Source organism: Bartonella rattimassiliensis 15908, from assembly GCF_000278215.1.
GTDB lineage: Bacteria > Pseudomonadota > Alphaproteobacteria > Rhizobiales > Rhizobiaceae > Bartonella > Bartonella rattimassiliensis.
In genome coordinates this window covers 138,179-163,925 of record NZ_JH725066.1, presented here as the reverse complement: position 1 = coordinate 163,925, position 25,747 = coordinate 138,179, and the positions used below count along the sequence as shown (strand labels likewise).

General features: G+C 37.3%; 15 protein-coding genes. 10 read left to right on the top strand and 5 right to left on the bottom strand.

The genetic code is table 11. From position 1 onward, the window contains the following. Positions 1 to 882: 882 nt before the first annotated feature. The 3 genes from ilvD to MCY_RS05320 all read right to left on the bottom strand — a co-directional run bounded on the left by ilvD (position 883) and on the right by MCY_RS05320 (position 3,827). Positions 883 to 2,721 (bottom strand): dihydroxy-acid dehydratase, encoded by a 1,839-nt coding sequence (ilvD, locus tag MCY_RS05330; RefSeq protein WP_007347352.1) that lies wholly within the window; start codon positions 2,719 to 2,721, stop codon positions 883 to 885. Between the two features lie 396 nt (positions 2,722 to 3,117). Next, positions 3,118 to 3,369 carry a BQ00720 family protein gene (locus tag MCY_RS05325; protein WP_007347351.1) on the bottom strand — a complete coding sequence of 84 codons (252 nt, stop codon included), beginning with the start codon at positions 3,367 to 3,369 and terminating at the stop codon, positions 3,118 to 3,120. A 26-nt stretch (positions 3,370 to 3,395) separates the two neighbouring features. Next, complete coding sequence (locus tag MCY_RS05320; protein WP_007347350.1) at positions 3,396 to 3,827, bottom strand: Hsp20 family protein; 432 nt, start codon at positions 3,825 to 3,827, stop codon at positions 3,396 to 3,398. A 122-nt stretch (positions 3,828 to 3,949) separates the two neighbouring features. Here MCY_RS05320 and nth point away from each other — a divergent pair, with 122 nt between their 5' ends. From nth to MCY_RS05270, 10 genes are all read left to right on the top strand, one after another. Next, positions 3,950 to 4,690 (top strand): endonuclease III, encoded by a 741-nt coding sequence (nth, locus tag MCY_RS05315; RefSeq protein ID WP_007347349.1) that lies wholly within the window; start codon positions 3,950 to 3,952, stop codon positions 4,688 to 4,690. Between the two features lie 157 nt (positions 4,691 to 4,847). After that, a complete protein-coding gene (rpmI, locus tag MCY_RS05310; RefSeq protein WP_007347348.1) occupies positions 4,848 to 5,051 on the top strand; it encodes a 50S ribosomal protein L35 in 204 nt (67 codons plus the stop codon). A gap of 34 nt (positions 5,052 to 5,085) precedes the next feature. Next, positions 5,086 to 5,487, top strand: a complete 402-nt coding sequence (gene rplT / locus MCY_RS05305; protein ID WP_007347347.1) for a 50S ribosomal protein L20 — start codon at positions 5,086 to 5,088, stop codon at positions 5,485 to 5,487. Positions 5,488 to 5,581: 94 nt separating this feature from the next. After that, positions 5,582 to 6,664 carry a phenylalanine--tRNA ligase subunit alpha gene (gene pheS / locus MCY_RS05300; RefSeq protein WP_007347346.1) on the top strand — a complete coding sequence of 361 codons (1,083 nt, stop codon included), beginning with the start codon at positions 5,582 to 5,584 and terminating at the stop codon, positions 6,662 to 6,664. 31 nt (positions 6,665 to 6,695) lie between these two features. Next, positions 6,696 to 9,110 carry a phenylalanine--tRNA ligase subunit beta gene (gene pheT / locus MCY_RS05295; RefSeq protein WP_007347345.1) on the top strand — a complete coding sequence of 805 codons (2,415 nt, stop codon included), beginning with the start codon at positions 6,696 to 6,698 and terminating at the stop codon, positions 9,108 to 9,110. An 872-nt stretch (positions 9,111 to 9,982) separates the two neighbouring features. Beyond that, positions 9,983 to 10,891 carry a metal ABC transporter substrate-binding protein gene (locus MCY_RS05290; protein ID WP_007347344.1) on the top strand — a complete coding sequence of 303 codons (909 nt, stop codon included), beginning with the start codon at positions 9,983 to 9,985 and terminating at the stop codon, positions 10,889 to 10,891. Continuing rightward, positions 10,888 to 11,718, top strand: a complete 831-nt coding sequence (locus tag MCY_RS05285; protein ID WP_007347343.1) for a manganese/iron ABC transporter ATP-binding protein — start codon at positions 10,888 to 10,890, stop codon at positions 11,716 to 11,718. Before MCY_RS05290 ends, MCY_RS05285 begins: the two co-directional genes overlap by 4 nt. Beyond that, on the top strand, positions 11,715 to 12,581 hold the full coding sequence (locus tag MCY_RS05280) for a metal ABC transporter permease (RefSeq protein ID WP_007347342.1): 867 nt from the start codon (positions 11,715 to 11,717) through the stop codon (positions 12,579 to 12,581). Before MCY_RS05285 ends, MCY_RS05280 begins: the two co-directional genes overlap by 4 nt. Beyond that, complete coding sequence (locus MCY_RS05275; RefSeq protein WP_007347341.1) at positions 12,578 to 13,483, top strand: metal ABC transporter permease; 906 nt, start codon at positions 12,578 to 12,580, stop codon at positions 13,481 to 13,483. The genes MCY_RS05280 and MCY_RS05275 overlap by 4 nt, the downstream gene beginning before the upstream one ends. A gap of 412 nt (positions 13,484 to 13,895) precedes the next feature. Further along, positions 13,896 to 14,282, top strand: a complete 387-nt coding sequence (locus MCY_RS05270) for a YbaN family protein (RefSeq protein WP_019224200.1) — start codon at positions 13,896 to 13,898, stop codon at positions 14,280 to 14,282. 1,292 nt (positions 14,283 to 15,574) lie between these two features. Here MCY_RS05270 and pncB read toward each other — a convergent pair. Next, entirely contained in the window at positions 15,575 to 16,879 is a 1,305-nt protein-coding gene (pncB, locus tag MCY_RS05265) for a nicotinate phosphoribosyltransferase (RefSeq protein WP_007347339.1), read from the bottom strand. A gap of 131 nt (positions 16,880 to 17,010) precedes the next feature. Next, positions 17,011 to 25,581 (bottom strand): glycoside hydrolase family 94 protein, encoded by an 8,571-nt coding sequence (locus MCY_RS05260; protein ID WP_007347338.1) that lies wholly within the window; start codon positions 25,579 to 25,581, stop codon positions 17,011 to 17,013. Positions 25,582 to 25,747 lie beyond the last annotated feature (166 nt).

The window sequence follows — 25,747 nt, the reverse complement described above, 5'->3', positions numbered from 1 at the left end:
CCATGAAATATATAATCAAATATAGCAAGAGCTGCATTTTATTTTCCTAAAAAGCCTTTAAATTCCTTCTCACTCCTCAAAAGACTGAAATTTTTACTCGAATCCCGTTGCAAATAATCCAACTTCTAGCGGCTTCCCTAGACCTACCAATCATGAGATTAAATTACACAAAACCTGAAAAGCAGATCTAAAAATATTCACCACACACATTAAAAACACTTAAATGTTAAAGGCTGTCTTATATTACCGCATCTCAATGAAGGTATTTATGGTGCAACGAGATAATATCACCAGTATAATAAATATCTTTCATTATACAAATCAGGAAGTTGTAATATCGTATAAACCTAGAATATAATGCGAAAAATAATAAATGCGATATATCTTTTTCTATCTTATAGAGTTGCTAAAAAGATCCGAAGCTGTTTTTAAAGCCTGTTCATAGATTTTTGATCGTACTCATAATGACTCAAAATATTCTGATTAGCTCATAAATTCATAAAATAATTTGCTGAGAATATTGGGAAAAATATGCAAAAAACTTCTCAGAGTACCATCTCTCTTTCTATAAGCAACAAATTGATTTATAATGATAATTTACTGTTTTGCATATTGAATGAGAGCCACAAATATCCTAAAGTTCTTTCATCTTAAAGTTAATTCATGTTGAATCATTTTAAATTACTTACTTTCATATCACAAGCGGAGCTGGTGTTGGGATAAAAGCACTAGAAGAAAGGAGTAAAAACACCTCTTATGAATGCTCTCAAATGCAAAGGCTGTCGCAATACTCAAGAGCTAGTAAATATAATGATGGTACCAACTTGTTACTTCACAAACGTAAAGAACTGGTGGTACTCAATAGAAGCGTCCTTCATCTCATCAAATATTACGAACTGCACCCTTTGCAGCAGATGTAGTCATCGCTGCATAGGCTTTGAGGGCTTTTGAAACTTTACGCTGACGCTTCTCAACTGGTTTCCAAGCAGATTTTCCCTTTGCTTCCATCTTCATACGACGTTGCTTTATCTGAATATCATCAACCAACATATGAATACTACGGTTTGGAATATCAATTTCTATGATATCTCCCTCTTCCACCAACGCAATTTCTCCTCCTTCAGCAGCTTCTGGAGAAATATGCCCTATCGAAAGCCCTGAGCTTCCCCCTGAAAAACGTCCATCCGTAACAAGTGCACAAACCTTGCCCAATCCTTTAGATTTGAGATAACTCGTGGGATAAAGCATTTCTTGCATTCCAGGTCCACCACGTGGACCTTCATAACGGATTAAAACAATTTCACCTGTTTTAATTTTGTCCGTTAATATAGCTGAGACAGCTGAATTTTGGCTTTCAAAAATTCTTGCCGGACCTTTAAAGGTTAAAATCGATTGATCAACACCTGCTGTTTTTACAATACAGCCATCTTTTGCAAGATTTCCATAAAGAACTGCTAATCCTCCGTCTTGTGAATAGGCATGTTCCCTATTGCGAATCACACCTTTTTCACGGTCAAGATCAAGAGTCTCATAGCGAGAAGACTGGCTAAAAGCTGTCTGTGTTAGAATACCACCTGGAGCGGCACGATAAAATGCACAAACTGTTGGTTCATTGGTTTGTTTTACATCCCAATAGTAAAGAGCTTCTTTCATCGTTTTTGCGTGAACCGTATAAGTTGACGTATCAATGAGTCCTGCCGCATCTAATTCGCCTAAAAGCCCCATAATACCACCAGCACGATGAACATCTTCCATATGTATATTTGCAACAGCAGGAGCAACCTGGCATAAAACAGGAACACGACGTGAAAGATGATCAATATCCGCCATGGTAAAATCTATCCCACCTTCTTGCGCTGCTGCTAACAGATGCAGTACTGTATTGGTTGATCCTCCCATGGCAATATCGACGGTCATTGCATTTTCAAAAGCCTTACGTGAAGCAATAGAGCGTGGCAAAACTGTTGCATCATCTTTTTCATAATAACGCTTGACCAATTCAACAATCCGTCTTCCAGCTTCTTCGAAAAGCATCCGTCGATCTGCATGAGTCGCTAGCATTGATCCATTTCCGGGAAGCGAAAGCCCCAAGGCTTCCGTTAAGCAATTCATGGAATTGGCCGTAAACATTCCTGAACAAGAACCACATGTAGGACAAGCAGCACGCTCCATTTTAGCAACTTCTTCTTCTGAATTCTGTTCTGAAGCAGCTGCAACCATGGCATCAACCAAATCAACCATTAGATTTTGATCTTTCCATTTAATCTTACCGGCTTCCATAGGACCACCTGAAACAAAGATTGTCGGAATATTCAACCGTAAAGCAGCCATTAACATTCCAGGTGTAATTTTGTCACAATTAGAAATACAGACAAGCGCATCCGCACAATGGGCATTGACCATATATTCTACGGAATCAGCAATAATTTCACGTGAAGGTAAAGAATAGAGCATTCCATCGTGCCCCATCGCAATTCCATCATCTACAGCAATAGTGTTAAACTCTTTCGCAACGCCACCGGCAACTTCTATCTGTTGTGCAACCAATTGTCCAAGATCTTTTAAATGGACATGACCTGGTACAAATTGTGTAAAAGAATTTGCAATCGCAATAATGGGTTTACCAAAATCCGCATCTTGCATCCCTGTTGCACGCCAAAGACCGCGGGCTCCTGCCATATTACGCCCGTGTGTCGATATTCTTGAACGATAAGAAGGCATTATTTTTCTCCCCTCAAATAACTTCATTATTCTTGTTGTGCTTTAACTTTATTATAAAAACAAGAACTTTAATCTTCAAAAGAGAAAAATATCTTGTATTGAAGCAGTTGAAGCACAAAATTAAATGATGAGGCATATCTCGTGCTTTTGTTTTTCATACTCTTTAATGAGGCCACGCTCCTCAGAAAGAACAAAACATCCCAAAGAAAATACACCTAATCTTTATTGCCAATTCATGCACTCTTTTTAAAGAAATATCTTTTAATGCTCTCAATGCGCTCGGACCCATTTCACAACAGTGCCCGTGAATAATATAACGGCCCCGTGAATCATATAAATTTATAGGCAGCCTCTTCACCTTTATAAAAAAAACAGAGTTTTTTCTCATAAGGTAATCTAGTGCAGAGTTACAATTTGTAGTTCATGCTCATTGGCTCCAGCAAGAGCAATAGAGCGCTCATCGGATAAAATGATAGGATAACCTGTTTCACCAAAAAGAGCCCATATGGTAATGCCTGGAGTCATGGGCGGAAGATCTGGGAAGTTTCTAGCCAGATCATCTGTACAAACTTTCTTTAAATAGGCAATCTGTCCCGCATCAGAGTAAGATGTATTCTGAAACGACAAGTTTTGTTTATACTCTCCCATTTCGCTATTCCTTTATGCTTTAACTTTTATGACTCACTGCTACTCACTTTAATTGGAATCTGTTTTATTTCTCTTTTTAATTTTGGTTGGTACAGGTTAATGGATAAAAGGCCATTTTTCAACTCGGCATTTGTAACGTGCATCCCTTCCGCAAGCACAAACGTTCGCTGGAATTGTCGCGCTGCTATACCGCGATATAAATATTGATGATTTTGGCTGTCTTTTTGTTTACCATGAATAACCAATTGATTATCATCGAGCAAAATATTGAGATGATTAACTTTAAATCCAGCAACAGCCAAAGTTATCCGGATATGATTTGCATCATCATTTTTATGCAAACGTTCAATGTTATAGGCTGGATAAGCTTCATCAGCTTTACCGATACGTTGCAATGTTTTTTCTACGGTTTCAAATCCTAAAAGAAAAGGATTGGAGAAAGGTGTCACATGTGTCATTCATGAGTATCCTCTTTAAAAAGCGGCTTTACTTGACCAAATTCTATAAAAAATATTCACTGCATTCCTCTCATATGGCAAGCGTGAATGATAACTTCAAGAGAGAAAATTAAGAGAGTTCAATGTCTCAAAGTACCATAAAATTGTCAAAAACGCGAAATTTATCTGGTACGTTATATAATGAAGATGAAATTACAGAAATATTTCGCCGTTTTTCTGTGCAGCGTCCGACGCCTAAAAGTGATCTTATCTATACAAACACTTTTACGCTTTTGATTGCCGTTGTACTTTCGGCTCAAGCAACAGATGTAAGCGTTAATAAAGCGACAAAAGAATTATTTCGCCTTGCTGATCAACCGGAAAAAATGGTTGCATTAGGGGAAGAAGAAATAGCGCATCATATTCGTTCAATTGGTCTTTGGCGTGCAAAAGCACGCAATGTTTATGCACTTTGCAACTGCTTAATTGATCAATATGGCGGTCAAGTCCCTGATACGCGTGAAGCACTTATGGCTCTTCCTGGCGTAGGACGAAAAACAGCCAATGTTGTCTTGAATGTTGCTTTTGCTCAACCTACCTTGGCAGTAGATACACATATTTTCCGCTTAAGCAATCGTCTTGGCTTAGCGCCCGGAAAAACACCAGAGATTGTAGAAAAAAAATTATTAAAAATTATACCAATCCATTATCTTCGGCATGCGCATCATTGGCTGATTTTACATGGACGCTATATTTGTCAGGCACGTAAAGCACAATGTACACAATGCATTATTGCTGATTTATGTAAAGCCGCAAGCAAAACAAATTCTATTCCAGCACCTTTGGTCGAGATTCAAGGAAATGGAGCTCCAACTTTTTTGTAATACGGTCTTGCTATTTTGTGTATACTGGCTTATGAGAGCATTTTAAATGAAACCGCCCGGCAGGGCATGCCGTGGCTGTTTAAATGCTTGTTCAAGTGTTGGTCCGCTTGATTCAATGAAGTTTTTGATTGAATAAATTAATGTATGGAGTAGCAAAATGCCCAAGATGAAGACCAAATCATCCGCTAAAAAGCGGTTTAAAATCACTGCGTCAGGAAAAGTTAAAGTAACAGCTGCAGGTAAGCGCCACGGCATGATTAAGCGTTCGAATAAGTTTATTCGTGATGCCCGTGGAACAATGGTTCTATGTGAGCAAGATGCTAAAAAAGTCGTTCAGCATTACTTGCCGAATGGTATTTAAACCTTACGCTTTTGATTTTTGAGGAGATTATAACATGGCACGTGTGAAAAGAGGTGTGACAGCACACGCTAAACACAAAAAAGTTCTTAAACAGGCTGAAGGTTTTTACGGTCGACGTAAAAATACCATTCGTGCCGCTAAGGCAGCAGTTGATCGTTCAAAGCAATATGCTTATCGTGACCGTAAAAATAGGAAACGTACTTTCCGTGCTTTATGGATTCAGAGAATTAATGCTGCTGTCCGTGCAGAGGGTTTAACTTATGGACGCTTTATTGATGGTTTATCGAAAGCGGGTATTGAAGTTGATCGTAAAATTCTTTCAGATATAGCAATCCACGAAACGGAAGTATTTTCTACTTTAGTAGCTGCAGCAAAAAAGGCTTTGGAATATTTGAAAGATACAACACCTAATGCTTTTGAAGGCGCTGTAAAATAAGCCAGTCGTGTTCTCTTAAAGCATTCATTTATCCGAGGTCCCGTGCTGGCTATTGCAAGTGCGGGTTTTTCTTTATTAAAAAATAGGCAAAAATATGAATGATATTGAACGTCTGGAACAAGAAATTTGTTTAGCAATAGAAGCAGCGGGTGATGAACAGGCACTTGAAGCAGTACGTATCACAGCATTAGGCAAAAAAGGGAGCATCTCTGAAAAATTAAAAGAATTAGGAAAAATGGATGCTAACGAACGTCATAAAGTTGGACCAGTTCTCAATGGACTAAAAAATCGTATTTTAGAGTTATGGGCACGAAAGCGTGATCTTTTGAAAAGACAAGCAATGGATGCTCGTCTCTTTCATGAAACAGTCGATGTTACCTTACCTGTTCGTTCTTCACCTATAGAACGGGGTCGTATTCATCCTATTTCGCAGGTGATTGAGGAAATTATTGCTATTTATACAAAGTTAGGTTTTTCTCTTGCAGAAGGACCTGATATTGAAACAGATTATTACAATTTTACGGCTTTGAATTTTCCTGAAGGGCATCCAGCACGTGAAATGCATGATACCTTCTTTTTTGATGGTGATAAAATGGGAGAGCGAAAATTATTGCGGACTCATACATCACCTGTACAAATTCGTACACTAGAAAAACAACAAGCACCGATCCGTATCATTATTCCTGGAAAAACTTATCGTATGGATTCGGATGCAACGCATTCTCCCATGTTTCATCAGGTTGAAGGTCTTGTCATTGATAAAACCTCCACCATTGCCCATATGATGTGGCTACATGAGACCTTTTGTAAAGAATTTTTTGAAGTTCCCTCTGTAAAAATGCGTTTTCGTCCTTCTTTTTTCCCTTTTACTGAACCATCTATGGAAGTGGATATTCAATGTGATCGTTCTGGTTCAGAAGTAAAGTTTGGCGAAGGACAGGATTGGTTGGAAATTTTAGGATGCGGAATGGTGCATCCTCATGTATTGAAAAATGTTGGTTTAGATCCGGATGAATATCAAGGCTTTGCATGGGGAATGGGCATTGATCGTATTGCCATGTTGAAATACGGTATGCCTGATTTGCGGGCTTTTTTTGACGCTGATTTGCGTTGGTTAGACCATTATGGCTTTCGTTGCTTTGATATGCCTGCTTTTTTTCCGAATAGAAATGTGTGATCTTATCATCGCTTTCATGTGAGGTTTTAAAATGAAATTTACATTGTCGTGGTTAAAAGATCACTTAGAGACAAATGCATCTTTAGATGAAATTTGTGAGAAACTAACAGCTATAGGTCTTGAGGTTGATCACATTGATAATCGATCTTCTTTAAATGGTTTTGTAATTGCAAAAGTTTTAACAGCAATAAAACATCCTGATGCCGATAAACTCCAGATTCTATCAGTTGATACGGGAACCGATACACCTATTCAAGTTGTCTGTGGAGCACCAAATGCGCGGGAAGGCCTTGTTGGTGTTCTTGCTTTACCAGGCACTTACGTTCCAGGACTCGATGTAACATTATCTGTAGGAAAAATCCGCGGTATTGAAAGTTTTGGAATGATGTGTTCGCAAGCAGAGCTTGAGTTATCAAGTGAGCATGATGGAATTATCGAACTTCCAGAAGATAGTCCTATTGGAGGTCTATTTGCAGCTTATGCTGGTTTAGATGATCCAATTATTGATATTGGTTTAACCCCCAATCGCTCTGATTGTACAGGTGTTCGTGGTATTGCACGTGATCTTGCCGCTACTGGGATCGGACAATTAAAAGAACTGTCTTTACCAAAATTTGAAGCTTCCTTTGACACACCTCTCGGCGTTACATTAGATTTTTCGCGAGATTCATCGTTATGCTTAGGCTTTGCTTGGCGTGAAGTACGCAATGTTCAAAATGGCGAAGCACCACAATGGATGCAACAGCGTTTAAGTGCAATTGGTTTAAGACCGGTTAATGCACTTGTTGATATGACAAATTATATAAGTTTTGACCTCGGTCGTCCACTTCATGTTTTTGATGCAGACAAAATTAAAGGTAATTTGTGTATACGTTGTGCTTATGAAGGGGAAAAACTTCAAGCACTTAACGGAAAAACCTATCATTTGAACGTTCAGGATTGTGTCATTGCAGATGAAGAAGGTGTTGTTTCGATTGCCGGTATCATGGGCGGTGAAAGAACAAGTTGTGATGAGACAACACAGCGCGTTATTATTGAATCAGCGCTTTGGGACGCGCAAAGCATTGCACAAACAGGGCGATCGTTAAATCTTATCAGTGACGCACGTTATCGGTTTGAACGAGGTGTTGATCCGACTTTTATGGAAACAGGTCTTGAGATTGCAACAGAGCTGGTCTTGCGTCTTTGTGGCGGTGAAATATCCAAGACAAAAGTAATTGGTTATCAGCAACAAGAACTCAAGCAAATCGCTTTTCCTTTTTCTGAAATCAAACGTTTAACATCTTTGAAAATAGAGCCTGCACAAGTTATCACTATTTTAACAAAACTTGGATTTCGCATTCAAGGAAAAGGAGAAGTCGTTGCGGTGAAAGTACCATCATGGCGCCCTGATATTATAGGTAAAGCGGATTTGGTAGAAGAGGTAATGAGGATTTATGGATTAGATAAAATTAAACCTATTCCTTTGGAAAACTTTGCAGAAGAAAAAAATCAAGTTTTAACGTGCGTGCAAATTCGTTCACGAGCAACACGTTTAGCTTTAGCACATCGTGGTATGAAAGAAGCGGTAACATGGTCTTTTATTTCTGAAAATCAAGCGCTTGCTTTTGGAGGAGGTCAAGCAGAGCTTAAATTGGTAAATCCTATTGCTGCTGATATGTCAGTGATGCGTCCTTCTCTTTTACCTGGTTTAATAATAGCAGCGCAGCGAAATGCTGATCGTGGTTTTTCTGATCTTGCTTTGTTTGAAGTTTCCAGCATTTATGAAGGCGATACCCCTGATAAACAACAACGTGTTGCTAGTGGACTTCGCCGCGGAACAGAGAAATTTGAAGGAGCCGGACGGTTTTGGAATGGAAATGCAACCGCAGTTGATGTTTTTGATGCCAAAGCAGATGCTTTGGCTGTTTTAGAAGCATGCAATATGGATATTGGGAAAGTGCAGGTTGAAGTTGGAGCACCCGATTGGTATCATCCAGGTCGTTCGGGAATCATAAAACTTGGCTCAAAAATTATTCTTGGTTTTTTTGGGGTGCTTCATCCTGCTACATTAGAAAAGTTAGATGTCAGTGGTCCTTTATGCGGCTTTGAAATTTTTCTAGAGCGAATTCCAGAACCAAAGAAAAAAATAACGAAAAGTCGTTCTCCTTTGAAATTATCACCTTTTCAAATGGTCCGGCGTGATTTTGCATTTATCGTTGATAAAACGATTACTTCTTCTCTCATTGTTCGTGCCGCTAGTGAAGCGGATAAAGAATTTATTCATTCAGTGCAGGTTTTTGACCTTTTTGAAGACCAAAGCCTTGGCGAAGATAAAAAATCTGTTGCCATTGAAATTACTATTCAACCAATTGAACGCACTTTTACAGATAAAGACTTAGAGGAAATTGCTGCAAAGGTGGTAGACAATGTCACCAAAACAACAGGCGCTTGTCTTCGTCGTTGAGTATATTTTTGTCAGATTACTTGATAAAATAGGAGCGCTTAAAAGTGCTCCTTTATTTTTTTAGACACTCGAAATCTACAGAGTTTATTAAAATAAAGATATTGCCACGATATATTAATTCATAATGATTAATTTATTATCTTGCGTATTAAATAAGAGTCCAAAGTATCGAAAGATTTACCATTTCAAATTCTTTTTGAATGAATCAAAACCTTTTATTTTCGTATCACAAGCAGAATGGCTGTGTAGGAATCATAAAAAAGGAGTAAAAATGTTTCTTATAAAAGTTTTCAAACGCCGAAGGCTGTCATAATATTAGGAATTGATAAGATAGTATTAGACGTTGATAAATAAAATGATGCTGCAGGCTGCTGGTATTTTATAAAGTAAATTGATGGTATCCAATGGATCTTAGACCCTTGATAGCCTGTTATATGGCTTATAGATATTGCAGTAAAATAGATCTAATAAGAGAGATTTTTTATTAAAATAAGCGTATGAATGACATGATAGATGATCTATTTTGAGTGTTCTTTTTTGTGAATAGCCTTCCCTCATTAAAAAATGTTCCTAAAAACACGAGATAATATGCATTCCATGAATTAAAAAACATTACTTGAGAAACACTTTGAAAAATCGCCTCCAAGAATAGCTTTAAATAACTTGATTGATCTATTAAAGTCACCAATGCCACACTAATCCCCTTTAGGTTTTCAAAATTCATTTTACGTAAAGCCAATTCAAGGCAAAAAAAGAATTGTTTTTAAAGATCTTGAAAATTTACTTTTTAGCAGAATCCTTCATTGCAAATGTAAATGATAACTGTTATTGCTAAATGATAATGCAAATCATTCGCAATAAAGAGATAATTAATGAATATAAAAAAGATTTTTACTCTGATTCTAGGAAGCTTTATTTTTTTTACTCCCAATTTAACGGTATATGCTGGTAAATTTAAAGCTGTTACAACATTTACCATCATTGCTGATATGGCGCGAAATGTAGCAGGTGATGCTGCTGATGTTGAATCAATTACGAAACCAGGTGCTGAAATTCACGAATATCAACCTACACCACGCGATCTCATGCGTGCGCAAGGTGCAAATCTGATCTTATGGAACGGGTTAGAATTAGAACTTTGGTTTGAAAAGTTTTTTCAGAATATCCAAGATATTCCAAGTGTTGTTGTTTCACAAGGCGTTGTGCCAATTAAAATTGGTGAGGGTCCTTTCAGTGGTAAACCCAATCCTCATGCATGGATGTCACCGATTGCTGCTTTGATTTATGTTGATAATATTTGCGACGCTTTTGTAAAATATGATCCTGAAAATGCAGAAACTTATAAACAGAATGCTGAAATTTATAAACAAAAAATTCGTGCAACAATTGATCCAATCAGAGCAGCATTGGAAATAGTGCCTAAAGAGAAGCGTTGGCTTGTAACCAGTGAAGGTGCATTCAGCTATTTAGCGCGCGATTTTGATCTGAAAGAACTTTATTTATGGCCGATTAATGCTGATCAGCAAGGAACACCACAGCAGGTTAAGCATGTTATTGATATGGTTCGCAAACACAATATCCAAGTCATTTTTTCTGAAAGCACAATTTCTCCAGCACCTGCTAAACAAGTCGCGAGAGAAACAGGAGCTAAATATGGTGGTGTTCTCTATGTTGATTCTCTGAGTGAGAAAAATGGTGAAGTACCAACCTATATTGATTTATTACGTGTCACAAGTGAACGAATTAGCAATGCTTTATTAGAAGGAGTAAAAAGCCAATGACGGAATGTGGAATATTTGCCCAAGGGGTAACGGTAACTTATCGTAATGGACACACAGCTTTACGTGAAGTGAATTTTGAAAGTCCAAAGGGATCTATTACGGCATTGGTTGGCGTTAATGGATCCGGTAAATCAACGTTATTTAAAGCGATTATGGGATTTGTATGCCCCTCAAAAGGAAAAATTCGCATGTTTGATTTGCCCGTGGATATAGCTTTGAAAAAAAACCTGATTGCTTACGTTCCTCAAAGTGAAGATGTAGATTGGAATTTTCCTGTTCTGGTTGAAGATGTTGTATTGATGGGACGATACGGTCATATGAATTTCTTTCGCTATGCCCGTGCACGAGATTATGAAGCCGTTCGTGTTGCCTTAGAACGCGTTGATATGTTGGCTTTTGCCAAACGCCAAATTGGAGAACTTTCTGGTGGCCAGAAAAAGCGTGTTTTTCTGGCGCGTGCCCTAGCACAACAAGCAAAAGCTATTTTATTAGATGAGCCATTTACAGGAGTGGATGTTACAACAGAAGATAAAATCATTGCTCTATTACAAGATCTTCGTAAAGAAGGAGCAGTGGTCTTGGTTTCAACCCACAATTTAGGTTCTGTTCGTGAATTTTGTGATCATACGGTTTTAATAAAAGGAACCGTTTTAGCTTCTGGATTAACAGAAAAAATATTTACAAAGGAAAATCTGGAAAAAACCTTTGGAGGATCTTTGCACCACCATATTTTTGATCTTCAAGGTACGCGAAAAAATGGGAGAGGCATGGAAGGAAAACAATCTAAAATCTCTGGGAATATTGAAAGAGTGGAGAACGTTGCATGATTTCTTGGTTGCTTGAGCCACTAAACTATCAATATATGGTGAATGCGATATGGGTTTCGGGATTGGTTGGCTGTGTTTGCGCTTTCCTTTCTGCTTTTTTAATGTTAAAAGGCTGGTCGCTCATTGGCGATGCACTGTCTCATTCTATTGTTCCTGGTGTAGCAGGAGCTTACCTTCTAGGCTTACCTTTTTCAGTTGGTGCTTTCTTTTCTGGTGGTCTTGCCGCCGCCGCAATGCTTTTTTTTAATCAACGAACAAAACTGAAAGAAGATACCATTATTGGTCTCATTTTTTCTTCCTTTTTTGCTTTTGGGTTGTTTCTTAAATCATTAAAACCAATGGCTGTTAATATTGATACGATTGTTTTGGGAAATATTTTAGCTGTCAGTTCATCAGATATTCTACAATTGGCTTTTATCGGATTTTTTTCTTTGCTTATATTGCTATTGAAATGGAAAGATCTTCTTGTTTCGTTATTTGATGAAACGCATGCGCGTGCCATTGGATTAAACGCAAAGTTTTTAAAGATTCTCTTTTTCACATTGCTTGCTGCTTGTACTGTTGCTGCAATGCAAACAGTTGGAGCATTCTTGGTCATTTGTCTTGTTGTGACACCTGGAGCAACAGCTTATCTTTTAAGTGACCGTTTTGTAAATGTTTTGATCATTGCTGTTATAATTGGAACATTCACAAGCATATTAGGTGTTTATGTAAGTTATTTCTTGAATGCGCAAACAGGTGGTGTTGTTGTACTTTTTCAAGCATTTCTATTTATATTAGCTTTTCTTTTTGCTCCTAAACATGGGTATATTGCAGCACGCTTACGTATAAATGCGGCAAAAAAGGGGGTGATATTATCATGATTGATCAATTACTGCTTCCATTTCAATTTTCTTTTATGCTCAAGGGCATGCTTATTGTCATAATTCTTTCTGTTCCAATGGCAATGCTTTCCTGCTTTCTTATTTTGAAAGGATGGGCACTGTTAGGTGATGCTATTTCCCATGCAGTTTTTCCAGGTGTTGTTGTTGGTTATATGACAACACCATGGGTGATAGCATTTTTAACTTCTTTGCCATTTGCTTGGTTTCAGCATATGCGTCCAGCAAATATTACAATAACTTTGCTTACGTTCGGCGCTTTTGTTGCAGGAATGGTGTGTGCACTATTAACGGGTTTTTTAGGAAGCAATAGCCGTATAAAACAAGATACAGTGATGGGCGTGGTTTTTTCTTCAATGTTTGGTTTGGGGCTTGTTTTAGCTACATCTATTTATAGTAGTTTAGATTTAAATCATATTTTATTTGGTAACCTCTTGGGTGTTAACTGGATTGATATTACGCAGACAGCGATTATTTCTGCTGTTGTCACTCTTATTTTAGGAATAAAATGGCGTGACTTTATGTTGTATATTTTTGATTCAATTCAAGGTCGTGCAATGGGATTACCAATATCTCTCCTTCATTATACCCTTCTAACGATGATTTCTCTTACAATTGTTGCGGCCTTAAAAGCTGTTGGAATTGTACTTGTTATTTCTTTACTGATAGCTCCGGGAGCAATTGCTTATCTTGTTACGAAACGGTTTTCTTTTATGTTAATAATCGCAATATTTGTTGCAGCTTTTTCTGGTTTTTTAGGAATTTATCTCAGTTTATTTATCGGATCTGATTCTGCTTCCACAATTGTGTTGATTTTGACATTGATTTTTATTGCTATTTTTATGACTATCTTCTTTCGCCGAAATACAGTTCAAGAAACTTGACGGTGGTAAAGTTCGTGCATATCAGTCATGCATTTTTATATATTGTTTCTTAGGCTTATTTTAATTAGAAATTAAGTTGCTAGGTTACTTTCCTCCTAATGTCTAGCAAGTGGATGCAGTACATATTCTCCCCCCCCCCAACACTGCATTCTTAATTAATAGGCTGCATTGGTTTATTTTGCAGCCTTTTTATTTTTTTACTTTTTAAAAATCCCTTCTCATTCTTTAAAATCATTTAAAATGATTACCAGATTGCGTAAACTATTCGATCGTTTCAAGGAACTTATGATAGCAAAAATACTTGCACATGAAATGATAGAGAATGATGGTACGCTCAAATATATTAACAGTAAGAAAATAGATACAATGTTTTTCGTGTAGAATTTGACGTGAAGGGAAATAATACAAGAGAATGAAAAAGGATTTTAATATATCACATCCTCTGCGTATCTGCTATTCTATAGCAGGTTGGACAATGGTTATATTAGGTATTATCGGTGTGGTATTACCTATTATGCCAACAGTACCTTTTCTGTTGGTTGCCTCATGGTGCTTTACACGTTCTTCTCCACGTTTTCATCAGTGGTTGAATAATCATCGTATTTTGGGTCCTCCTATTAAACGATGGGAAGAAAGAAAAGCTATCTCTCCATTTGTTAAAATTTTTGCAATGATGAGTATAATAGGAGGATTTTTATCTTTTTTCATGATGATCCATCCTCCTTTATGGATTGCTTTATTCGTTGCAATTATATTATTGTTGATTGCCATTTATATTGTAACGCGTCCATCTTCGTAATGATAGAAAAAGCTAGATGTTCTTTTAAACTTTGGCTGATTTGTAAAAACTATTGAGATAGGAACTTTTAAGTTTTAGATATAACCTCTCTATATCCCAAATGCACATGAAATAACAAGCTTTTTGAAAACAATTGATTAATGATATATTTGTGAAATAATTTTTGAACAAAAAACTGTGGATGGATATCAAACGCTCATAAAAAGCCGCTTTGTAAGTAATTATAGATTATATCTATAAAGAGAGGTCTTATCTTATAAAAAATTCTGGTACGAATCTCTCTATATATATTCATATCAAGAAGCCATTAATGTTATAGCTATTTTTTTCTAACAAAGCGTCTTGTTTGTTTTTATACCTCTTGATGAGAACTTGATATAATATAAAGCTTACAAAATACTATTTTTTGATACCTATTATACAATTAAGAAGGCAATCCACGATACTAATCTTTAAGATTACATCTGTTCTTAGTTTAAGGATAATTCATAAGAAATAATAGAGCTTTATGTATACAAATATTCTCGTTAAGATATACGAATAAATAAATTTTCCGATTTTGCATAAAGCTTATTCAAAATAAAAATATTATTGCATTCTTTGTTTTTTATGAAATCATGTTCTTTACGTAAAATAAAAGCCCCCTCACATCATGTTGTTTACACACTTAATTTTAACGAAACATTTCTAAATGCTTTACTTATTTTATGATGACAGCCTATATATAGTAAAGTAAAATTTCCTGTAAGTATATAAAATCTATTTGAACACCATCATCCTTACCTTGCATAATGTAAACCGATAGTCACCATGCTATTTGCCATTCTCCAATGTAGCCTTACCAATTCTCAGAATGTGCAATAGCACTTCACACTTAAAAGCATTCTTTATCCACATAAACCTTTCCGTTTGTGACACACCAGAAGCTGCTTGTGACATACAAAGAGATGATTGTGTTTGATTCAAAAGTAGGTTTTAAATAAAAAGAACTTATAATGTTTATGTGCGCTCATTCAACATGCAAACCAATAGTATCATATCATGCAGGAAAACAATGTTATTTATGACAATGATATAAGACATGTAAAGATTCTTGGTATGTTAAGTATTCTTTTAATATGTAGTGAATATTTTTAAGTCTTACTTATCGAGCTTTATATCGGTGAATCGCATGCGCAAAAAAACAAGTGGAATCCGCTCAACAACAAGCAGAAATTTTTATAGGCCAGCAAGAACGAACAACCCTCGTTTTTAGTATGGCGATCAATATTTTCGATTTAAATAGCTGGAAATTACATCTTTATAGGTCTAGAAACGCGCTTTTTATGACCAAAAAAATTGAGATAACGTTGTACTTCCTTTGAATCACCGATTGTTTTTTCAGGATTATCTGAAAGTTTTACGGCTGATCGCCCATTGGCATGGGTAACCTTACAAACAAGAGAAATAGCATCAAGATTTGCAACTTTTTGAGGTGCACAGCCTGTAAAGTCATTGGTAAGATCAGTGCCCCATCCAAAACTCATACGCACTTTTCCATGGAAGTGGTGATAAGTTTTTTCAATCGTATCGACATCAAGAGCATCAGAAAAAATTAAGAGTTTTTCGCGTGGATCTTTTCCTTTTTCTTTCCACCACTGAATAATACGTTCGCCACCTTCGATAGGAGGCGCACTATCAGGTCTAAACCCCGTCCAATCTGCTACCCAACCTGGAGCATCGCATAAAAATGCTTCTGTACCAAAGGTATCAGGTAAAACAATGAGAAGATTTCCACCATAATAACGATTCCAATCTTGTAAGACTTGATATGGAGCCCTACGTAATTCATCATCGCTGTTGCTGAGAGCTGCAATGACCATGGGCAATTCATGCGCATTGGTTCCAAGAGCTTCTAAATCTGTATCCATAGCGAGAAGGACATTAGAAGTTCCAGTAAAAGAATTACCAATGCCTTCTTTTAATGCCTCCACACACCAACACTGCCATAAAAAAGAATGGCGGCGCCTTGTACCAAAGTCAGATATTTTAATATCAGATAATTTTTTGAGGCGCTCAACTTTACTCCACATTTTTGCTTTAGCACGTGCATAAAGCACATCAAGAGCAAAACGATCTAATTTTTTCATAGCAGCACGTGAACGTAATTCACTGATAATAGCAAGAGCTGGAATTTCCCACATAGAGCTATGGGCCCACGAACCATGAAAATGAAGAATATATTGGCCATCTTTACTGGTTAGCTCATATTCTGGAAGTTGAAAATTCTCAAGCCACTGAAGAAAATCCGGCTCAAAAATTTGTTTGCGTCCATAAAACGTATTACCAGCAAGCCAGATCATTTCTTTTTTCGTAAAGCGCAAACTAAGAGTATGATCAAGTTGGGCACGCAATTCACTCTCGTCAATATCATCAGCAAGACGTATTGTTTTAGAGCGGTTTATGAGGGAAAAAGTAACATTGACAGTAGGATAAAGCCCCCAAATCATCTGTACCATAAGAAGCTTATAAAAATCCGTATCGAGAAGTGAACGAATAATAGGATCAAGTTTCCAAGTATGATTGTAAACACGTTTAGCAATATCCGGATGATTCATAAACTTTTTCTTTCAGTCTCATAGAATCTAAAATTATTATCCACCAATACGGTCAATATAGGCGCTATAAGAACTATAACAATTCTACAATTTTGGGCAAAGAATAAAAATTTTTCTCTTTTTTTCCATTTTTAAGACTTAACAATACGTATAATTTCATGTTGACCTGCTTTTTGTAACTTTATCCCTGTATGAACTTCGGTATATTTTTTGTTATTAATATAGAGTATATTTTTAGATCCCCATTTTACTTTAATGGTATAAACAGCATCATAAAATTTCATTTTTGCTTCATATTTTGGCCAAATAGAAGGTAAATGTGGTTGTAAAAATAATAGATCTCCCTGACGTTGTATTCCAAGAATTGCTTCTGTTGCAGCGCGATAAAACCAACCCGCTGAGCCTGTATACCATGTCCAACCACCTTGACCACATCGGGGTTCAACAGCATAAATATCTGCAGCCATTACATAAGGTTCAACAAGATAAGTTTCAGGATTTTGTCCATGAGTAATTGGGTTAATCATAGAAAATAAAGCATAAGCTTTATTGTTTTGTTCCATTTCAGCTAATGCTAAAATACTCCAAATAGCACCATGCGTGTATTGACCACCATTTTCCCGAATTCCCGGAGGATAACCTTTTATATAACCTGGTTCGAGTGTACTTTTATTAAAAGGCGGCCAAAACAAACGAATGAGTCCGCCTTTTTTATCATAGAGATGTTCTAGCATTGATGTCATTGCTTGCTTTTGACGTTCAAGTGATGCCATTTGAGAAATCACTGCCCAAGATTGAGCAATGGTATCAATTTGGCATTCATCATTGGTTTTAGAGCCAAGAGGTGTTCCATCATCAAAATAACCACGTCGATACCAAGCACCATCCCAACCATTTTCCTCTAGGGATTTTTTTAAGTGTTTAAGATATGTACTCCATATTTGCATATGGCTGTCATCACCACGTTTTTGGGCCAAAGGGATAAATGCTTGTAGTGTACTACCAAGAAACCATCCTAACCAAGTGCTTTCGCCTTTTCCTTCCACACCTACCAAATTCATGCCATCATTCCAATCACCACCTAAAATAAGAGGGAGACCATGGGGTCCACAGCGTTTAATGGCAAGGTCTAAAGCTAAAGCACAATGTTCATATATTGTTGCAACCTTTGAAGATCGAGTGGGTTGAAAATAAGCATCTTGTTGCCCATTTTTGAGGACATCGCCTTCAATAAAAGGAATGAGCGTATCAAGAAAGGCATGATCTCCAGTGGTTTTGACATAAAGAGCTGTCGCATATGCAAGCCAAACAATATCATCAGAAATGCGCGTACGAACACCAGCATTCGTTTCAGGCAACCACCAATGTTGCACATCCCCTTCAAGAAATTGGTGCGATGCTGCATTTAACAATTGTTCACGTGCCAATTGTGGCTTTAGCAATAACAAAGATAAGCTATCTTGTAATTGGTCACGAAAGCCAAACGCACCACTGGCTTGGTAAAATCCTGCGCGTGCCATGATACGACACGCGTAAATCTGATAGGGAAGCCAATGATTGACCAGAAGATTAAAAGAAGAGTCAGGTGTTTTTACTTGGAAAGGAGAAACAAAATCACTCCATTGCTGTTTTTGTTTTGTGAGCAGAATTTCAAAATTACTTGCATGTGCCTGATCGAGTAATTTTTTAGCTTCTTGACTATTTTTAGCGCTACCAAGATAAAAGATGATTTCTTTTGTTTGCCCTGGTTGAAGATCAATATCATAAGCGAATGCTGAACAAGGATCACATCCGGCTTCAATCGTATTCGAAAGAGCACCAGCTTTACAGATCGCATTTGGGTGTGTTACGGTCCCCGTTGCTCCGATAAATTCAGTGCGATTGGTCGTCATGCTGGTAGGCATTTCGGATGCTGATAAAAATGTAACTTGTTGAGATTTTTCGATGTGGTAGGGGTTTTGAATAAAATGTGCTCCCCATCTTGCCTCGTAAGAGGGAACAATAAAGGGAGCATATTTTGTACGGACATTTCCCAAAACCCATTCAATATAATTATAAAGGCGTAAACTGCGTGGTTTGTCCCCTTCATTCGTGAGGATAAGACGTGAAAAGCGAATAGGCTTTTCAGGATCGAGTGTATGGGTCAGTTCTAATGCGATTTGTGAATGTATCGATTTAAAAGTTGAGAAGCCAAAACCATGACAAGCCTCATAGACGATATTTTTATCACGTTCTACAGAAGAAACAGGTGAAAAACGTTTTAAAGACTGCTGATCAACCAGATAAAGCGCTTCGCCTGGTCGATTAGACGTTGGATCATTCGTCCAAGGAGTTAATTGATAATCGCGACTATTGTTAACCCAAGTAAAAATTGCACCTTCAGCAGAAACATGAAAACCAAATCCATGATTAGCGATGACGTTAATCCACGGATGCGGTGTGGTAGTATATCCATGAAGACGTATCACATAATGATTATGCTGATTAAAACCACCATAACCATTCCAATATCTTAGATCTTCTCTATTTGTGTAGAAAGAGGATGGTTTCTGTTGGCTAACAAGACCAATGGAAGTAAAAAGATTCTGTTCAGTTTGTCTTGTAACTTGCCTTCCCTTATCATATTTTGGCAAGTCTAATTGATTAGCAGATCCTTGATAATTTTTACGGATTGTGAAATCAAAACTATTCTCATCAAATCGTTTAAGCTGTTCAGATAAAGAGCCGTTTTGGGCATCAAGAATGAGGCGCGCTGAGGCAAGAAGCGTTTTAAAACTTTGTTCACTTATTTGATCACGTCGAAGCATAAAAATATGTTGGTGTTCATCTCCTTTTTGCATGTGGTGACGATAAGCTTCACAGACCCACTCAAGAGCACATTGTGTATTTTGTATATAAGAAAATGCTTGTTCATTGAGAATAACTAAATCAACAATAAGTCCGCGCATACGCCAATATTCATGTGCTTTAAGAAGCTCATGCAGCACAGTTATATTTCCCTCATTATTTAATCTAAGAAGACAAAGTGGATTGTCGCCTGAAATAGACATGGGCCAAAGATCAGATTGTTTTCCAAGCGTTTTTGCTAATATTTCAGAAGAAAGACGCCATGTTTGATCAAGATAGATAAGTGGTGTAGCATATTTTTGATAGACAATAGCTTCTTTAAGCTGGATGTCGTTCTGATACAGTGCGACTTGTGAGCGCGTCCATGCCATTGAAAGTTCTTTTTGAAATATATCAGGTTGTCGATAATGTTTAATATGATTATGTAGCGCTTCTTTTGTATGAGCAGCAAAAGTCCAAAAAATAAGTTCTGCTTTTCCATGGGCTGGAATTTTTATACGGCATCGCAATGACATAATAGGGTCAAGAACACAACCTTGACTGTTACTGAAACGAGCATTTTGGTCAAATGCAGCGGGGCGACGGATAGATCGCCCTCGACCAATAAATAACGAGCGATCCGTTTCTGCTTCTGTTTCTTGGAGAGTATCTGTTGTACTGGATACAAAATGAGCAATATAAATCTCGCAGTCGTTAGGTGAGCGTTTGCGCCTTTTTGCAAAAATTGTTTTACCTTCCTCAGCAATTTCCGTTTCTATAAACATCCGTGAAAAAACAGGATGAGCACAATCCATATCCATTGTTGCAAGCGCTAATTCACCATACGAGGTAACTTCAATAAAACAGTCTTTGTTTGTTGTATTCATCAGTTGAATACGTCTACCTTCGCCACATCCTTCAGATGTAATAAGACATTCAAGTGTTGATTTGATACCATCAACCATTTTCATATATTCAGCCTTTTCATCCGTAAAAATGCTGACAGCTTCTTCTTCAATAACGCGTGTCGGTTCACTGGTCACAGACCACCACCGTCCACTACATGTATCGCGTAGAAAGAATAAAATCCCTTGTTGATCTTCTGTTGCATCAGGAATAAAACGCGTAATCGCATAATCGTGCCAACGGCTATAGCCAGAACCATTGGCTGTTAACATGATCGAATAAAAGCCATTAGACAAAAGCAAAGTTTCCCGTGGTTTAAGCAGCGGGTTTGTAATAATGCGTGAAGGAGCGGCATCCAATACTTGAGATTTATTGCGCATACGATTAATAGCTTTGGTATGAATAATAGGAATAAGATGCGGAGCGCGCTCTTGTAAAAGCAATTGCGTTGCTTCAATAACGGGATCACGATGAAAACGGTCACGCATTCGCCCTTGAAAAATGACATTGTTAAGAGCAAGGATAGACATACCATGATGGTGCGCATAATAATTGCGTACAATAGCATATTTTTCCCCTTTTTTTACGCGTAAAGGGGTAAAATCAATAGAGTCATAATAACCGTATGTTCCTAAAGCTCCAAGATCACGGAGTCGTTTTAAATTGGCAACAGCACAAGCAGGTGCGTATTGTGCCGCTAGAATGCTGGCATAGGGAGCAATGACAGCATTGCGTGAGAGTCCTCGTTGGAGTCCGAGATTTGGAACACCAAAATGAGAATATTGGTAATTCATTAAATGATCGCGAGCATTAAATGCAGCCTCTGAAATACCCCATGGCAATTTCCGTTTATGGGCATATTGTATTTGACAACGAATAATCAATCGATTTGTTTGATCTAGTAAAGAACCTAAAGGTTCATACATTACAAGAGATGGCATAAGATATTCGAACATGGAACCAGACCATGATAGGAGCGCACCCTTACAACCTATGGGTACGAGGAGTCGACCAAGGTGAAACCAATGTTTAAGTTTTATATCTCCTTTCGCGATGGCAAAAAAGCTTGCAAGGCGTGCTTCTGAAGCAAGTAAATCATAACAATTTTCATCGAGTTTGTTTTCTTGCACACGATATCCAATAGATAAGAGGTGCCGTTTAGGTTGTTCTAAAAAGTCAAATTTCATGTCAAAGGCTATTTGCCGTGCTGCTATAGCTAATCTGTTTAATTTTTTGCATAATTTTTTAGTATCACAATGAGATGTTGCATCACGATGATGAGCGTCGCAAGTTTCGATAAAGCATTTAACCCAAGAAAGCGCACGAGCAGATTCTATCGTTTGAATTTTTTTGTCGAATTCATCGACTAAGTGTACAATATCGTGGGCTGCACGTGAAAAATCCCTGAGGTCAGAAGAGATTGTCTTTTCTTGTTCTACAACAGTACGAACAACGTGATGAAAATGAGTGATATTTTCTTCGATTCTTCGGCGTAAGGGATGTAAACTGGGTTGATTATCTGGAATTTCTTTAACCGTTTCTTCAAGAATAGCAAGAACATCCGATAAACCGTTTCGATTACTTTGAAAAAGAAGATGCGGTTTTTCAGCCCATTCTCTTAAAGCAGAAGAGAGTGTTACCAAATGACCGGCAAGATTTCCTGAATCAACAGTTGATACATAAGTAGGTAAAAGAGGTCTGAGAGTATCCGTTGCATACCAATTATAAAAATGACCATGGAACTTTTCCATTTTTGCAAGGGAACGTAATGTGCATTCAATACGGCTAAGGGTCTCTTCAAAACCAATCCAGCCAAAATCACGTGCAGCAATAATAGAAAGCAGATAAACCCCGATATTCGTAGGAGATGTACGTTGAGCAACAAGAGGTTCAGGATCTTCTTGAAAATTATCAGGAGGCAAATAATTATTTTGTGCATTAACAAAGGTTGCATAATAAAGCCATGTCCGCCGCGCAATAGAACGAAGTTTTTTTTCATCTTTTGAAGAAATATTAAGATTATCTTGAAATGTTGAAGGTTGACTTACAATCCAAGCAATGAGGGGTGAAAAAAACCACGCTATTCCAAAAGGTAAAGTAATAAAGCTGACAAAAATATCAGAAAAGAGAGATAGCGCTATAGCAAGAGCACCAATAAGCGATGCTGGTGCCATTATCAAAACATAGAAACGCAAACTATTAGGTATTGATTTTGTTGTGGCAAAGGTTTTCCATTCAAGAAGATGCTGTTTTGAAATCGTCATACGATAGAGTGTACGAATAATTGCATCAGTCATAAAATACGCCGAATGAGCAAGAAAAGTCGTCTTAAGAAATATATCAGCGCTTGTCAGAACAGTTTTATTCCAAATTAATTGAAAATGTCCACGCAAAGAATGATCTATATTAGATGAAACAAGTGTTTTTAATACACATAAAATGGGTGAAATAAAAATGCTAAACAACAAAAATATTTGCCAAACGATTGCACTCTTTAATGGTAAAAGGGCCCATCCTGCAAATGCTGCGATTAACCACATAAGTGGAGTGAGAGAACGACGTAAATTATCCTGTATTTTCCAACGCGTCACGAAACTTATTTGACGAGAGAAAAAAAGATAAGGTAAAAGTTGCCAATCACCGCGAATCCAGCGATGATAACGCATAACATCAATATTATAAGCTGTTGGATAGTCCTCAATGACTGCTACGCTACTTACTAAAGCAGTACGAGCATATCCTCCTTCTAAGAGATCATGACTGAGAACCGTATTTTCTTTAACTTTACCGTCAAGCGCTTGTTCAAATGCATCAATATTATAAAGACCTTTACCGATAAAGGTGCCTTCTCCCAAAAGATCTTGATAAGTATCAGAAACAGCAAAAACATAAGGATCAATACCACGGTTGGTAGAAAAAACCCGTTGGAAAATTGATGTTTTTTTTCCTGTTGTCAGAGAAGGAATAATGCCTGGTTGCAAAACGCTATAGCCTTTTACAACTTTTCCACTTTGCGGATCAAAAATGGGATGATTGAGTGGATGGTTAAGCTTTCCAACAAGTTTTGTGACGCTCTCAGGGATAAGACGTGTATCACAATCCAGCGTCATAACAAAACGGCAATCCATAGGAAGATGTGAATTGGCGGGGTAAAAACTTGTATTTCTATCGCCTCTTAAAAGCCGATTGAGTTCATGAAGTTTTCCCCGCTTTCGTTCCCATCCCATCCAACATTTTTCGCCACTATTATAAAGACGTCGGCGATGTAAAAGGAAAAAAATAGGAAATTCATCACGATGATAACGACCATTGAGTTTATCAATACTCCTTTGCGCATAGTGCAACAAATCAAGATCAGCTTGCGTTTCTCTTAACGGAGAATCTACCCAATCTGTAATAAGTGCAAAATGAATGGCACCTTTGGGATTGGAAAGATAGTGCACTTCAAGATTATGCACTTGTTCATCAATATCATCGCGTGAGGTTATCAAAGTAGGCACAACAACTATTGTACGTGCATGTCTCGGAATACCTTCTTTATATTCATAACCAATGAGCTGTCTTGATGGAACAAACCACGAAATAACCGTATTAAATAAAGCACAAGATGCATCCATAGCAGGAAAAAGAGCCAATAGAGTAAAGCAAAGGGACTTCCATGGTGGCATGCCAGATACTTGTAAAAAGATGTAAACTGCAAGCAAAAGAGCAAATGTCAGAAAAGAAACAGGGATGGCGATGATTCTCAATTTTAAGCAATAAAAAGCACGTACCCATTTTATGAGAGGAGGTGGAGTATATTCACAAGCCTTTTCAAAGATGCTACGACCATCATCGACAAGATACCACCCGACAGAAGAATGAAGAGGCATACCTTCAAAAGTGGAATTGGTTATTTCTATAGCTTTATTTGCAATTTCCAGCTCGCTAAGAGGCGAAAAACGTGCAATTTTTTCAATAACTTGTCGATAAATATTGCGTGAGTGAGAATCAATTTCAGAAAAATCACTACTTTTACGCAAAATAGCATCAACACAACTTACTGTTTCAAACCATACTGTCCAATCAACATCATCCATAACTTTAAGAGTACGGATAATATTGCCCATGGTTACACCATCTGCTGCTTGTCGGGTATGCTCATCGGCGGTTGCAATCTCGAAGCTCCTACCTTCGCTTTCTAACTGCTTTTCAAGCCAAGTTAATGCTATCGTTGAATTAATAGATGCACTGCGCAAACGATAAAATAAATGTGCCGAAAAAGTTGAATCAACAATAAATGATTTATACTGCGTAAAAATAGAATGTAATTTTGTTTTATTTTCTACAAGAGAAATTTTATCAGCAACTTGACTAGCAAGATGGCGCATAAACCGCGCTTTTTCGATACGTACTGAAAGACGGCGAACATTTTCGATTAACAGCATTTGCATAACAGAAGGAAGAGCCCACAATTCACCAATTTTTAGTGCACAAACTTCCTGAAATCCATTGATCATAGCCGTGAGTGTTTCTTGTGAAAAACTGCTATCGGTATGCGCAATATAAAGCCAAGTTAAAGCAAAAATGCGTGGTATTTCCGCTTTTTGTGTAGAAAGAGGAAGCTGCTGTATGAAGGACTTGGGGAGATTACGGCATAGCTGTTGTATGGTTTTATCAATAGTGTAATGATTATCAATAAGCCATTGAGCAGAAGGAGCGATGGTCTCATCATTTCGGGCAGCAAAATAACTGGTATGAAAAGCATGAAGAATAAGTTTAGCATTTTCATTTAATCTCTTGTGAAAATCTCTTACTCCTTCATATTCAGGGAGTAAAATTTCTTTACCAGAAGCTATATCATGCCCTAAATTATAAAGGTCTTCCTGTACTTTATAAATTGCGCGAAGAGGAAAGTCTGTATTAATAAAATGATCTTTTTTCTCTTTCTGAGAAAAAAAGTATTTTATGAAAGGTATTATACACGCCATAATGTCCTATTGTTATTTAATTACATCGTTTTTTATTTAAATTGTAAGCATTTTATCTGAATAGTGAACAGTTGATAGACAAAAAACTTTTTTATTCGCAAGCATTTACAATTTTTTACGCAATAATTAAAAAAAATAAGCAGATAATTTCTTTAAAAAAAGCCAC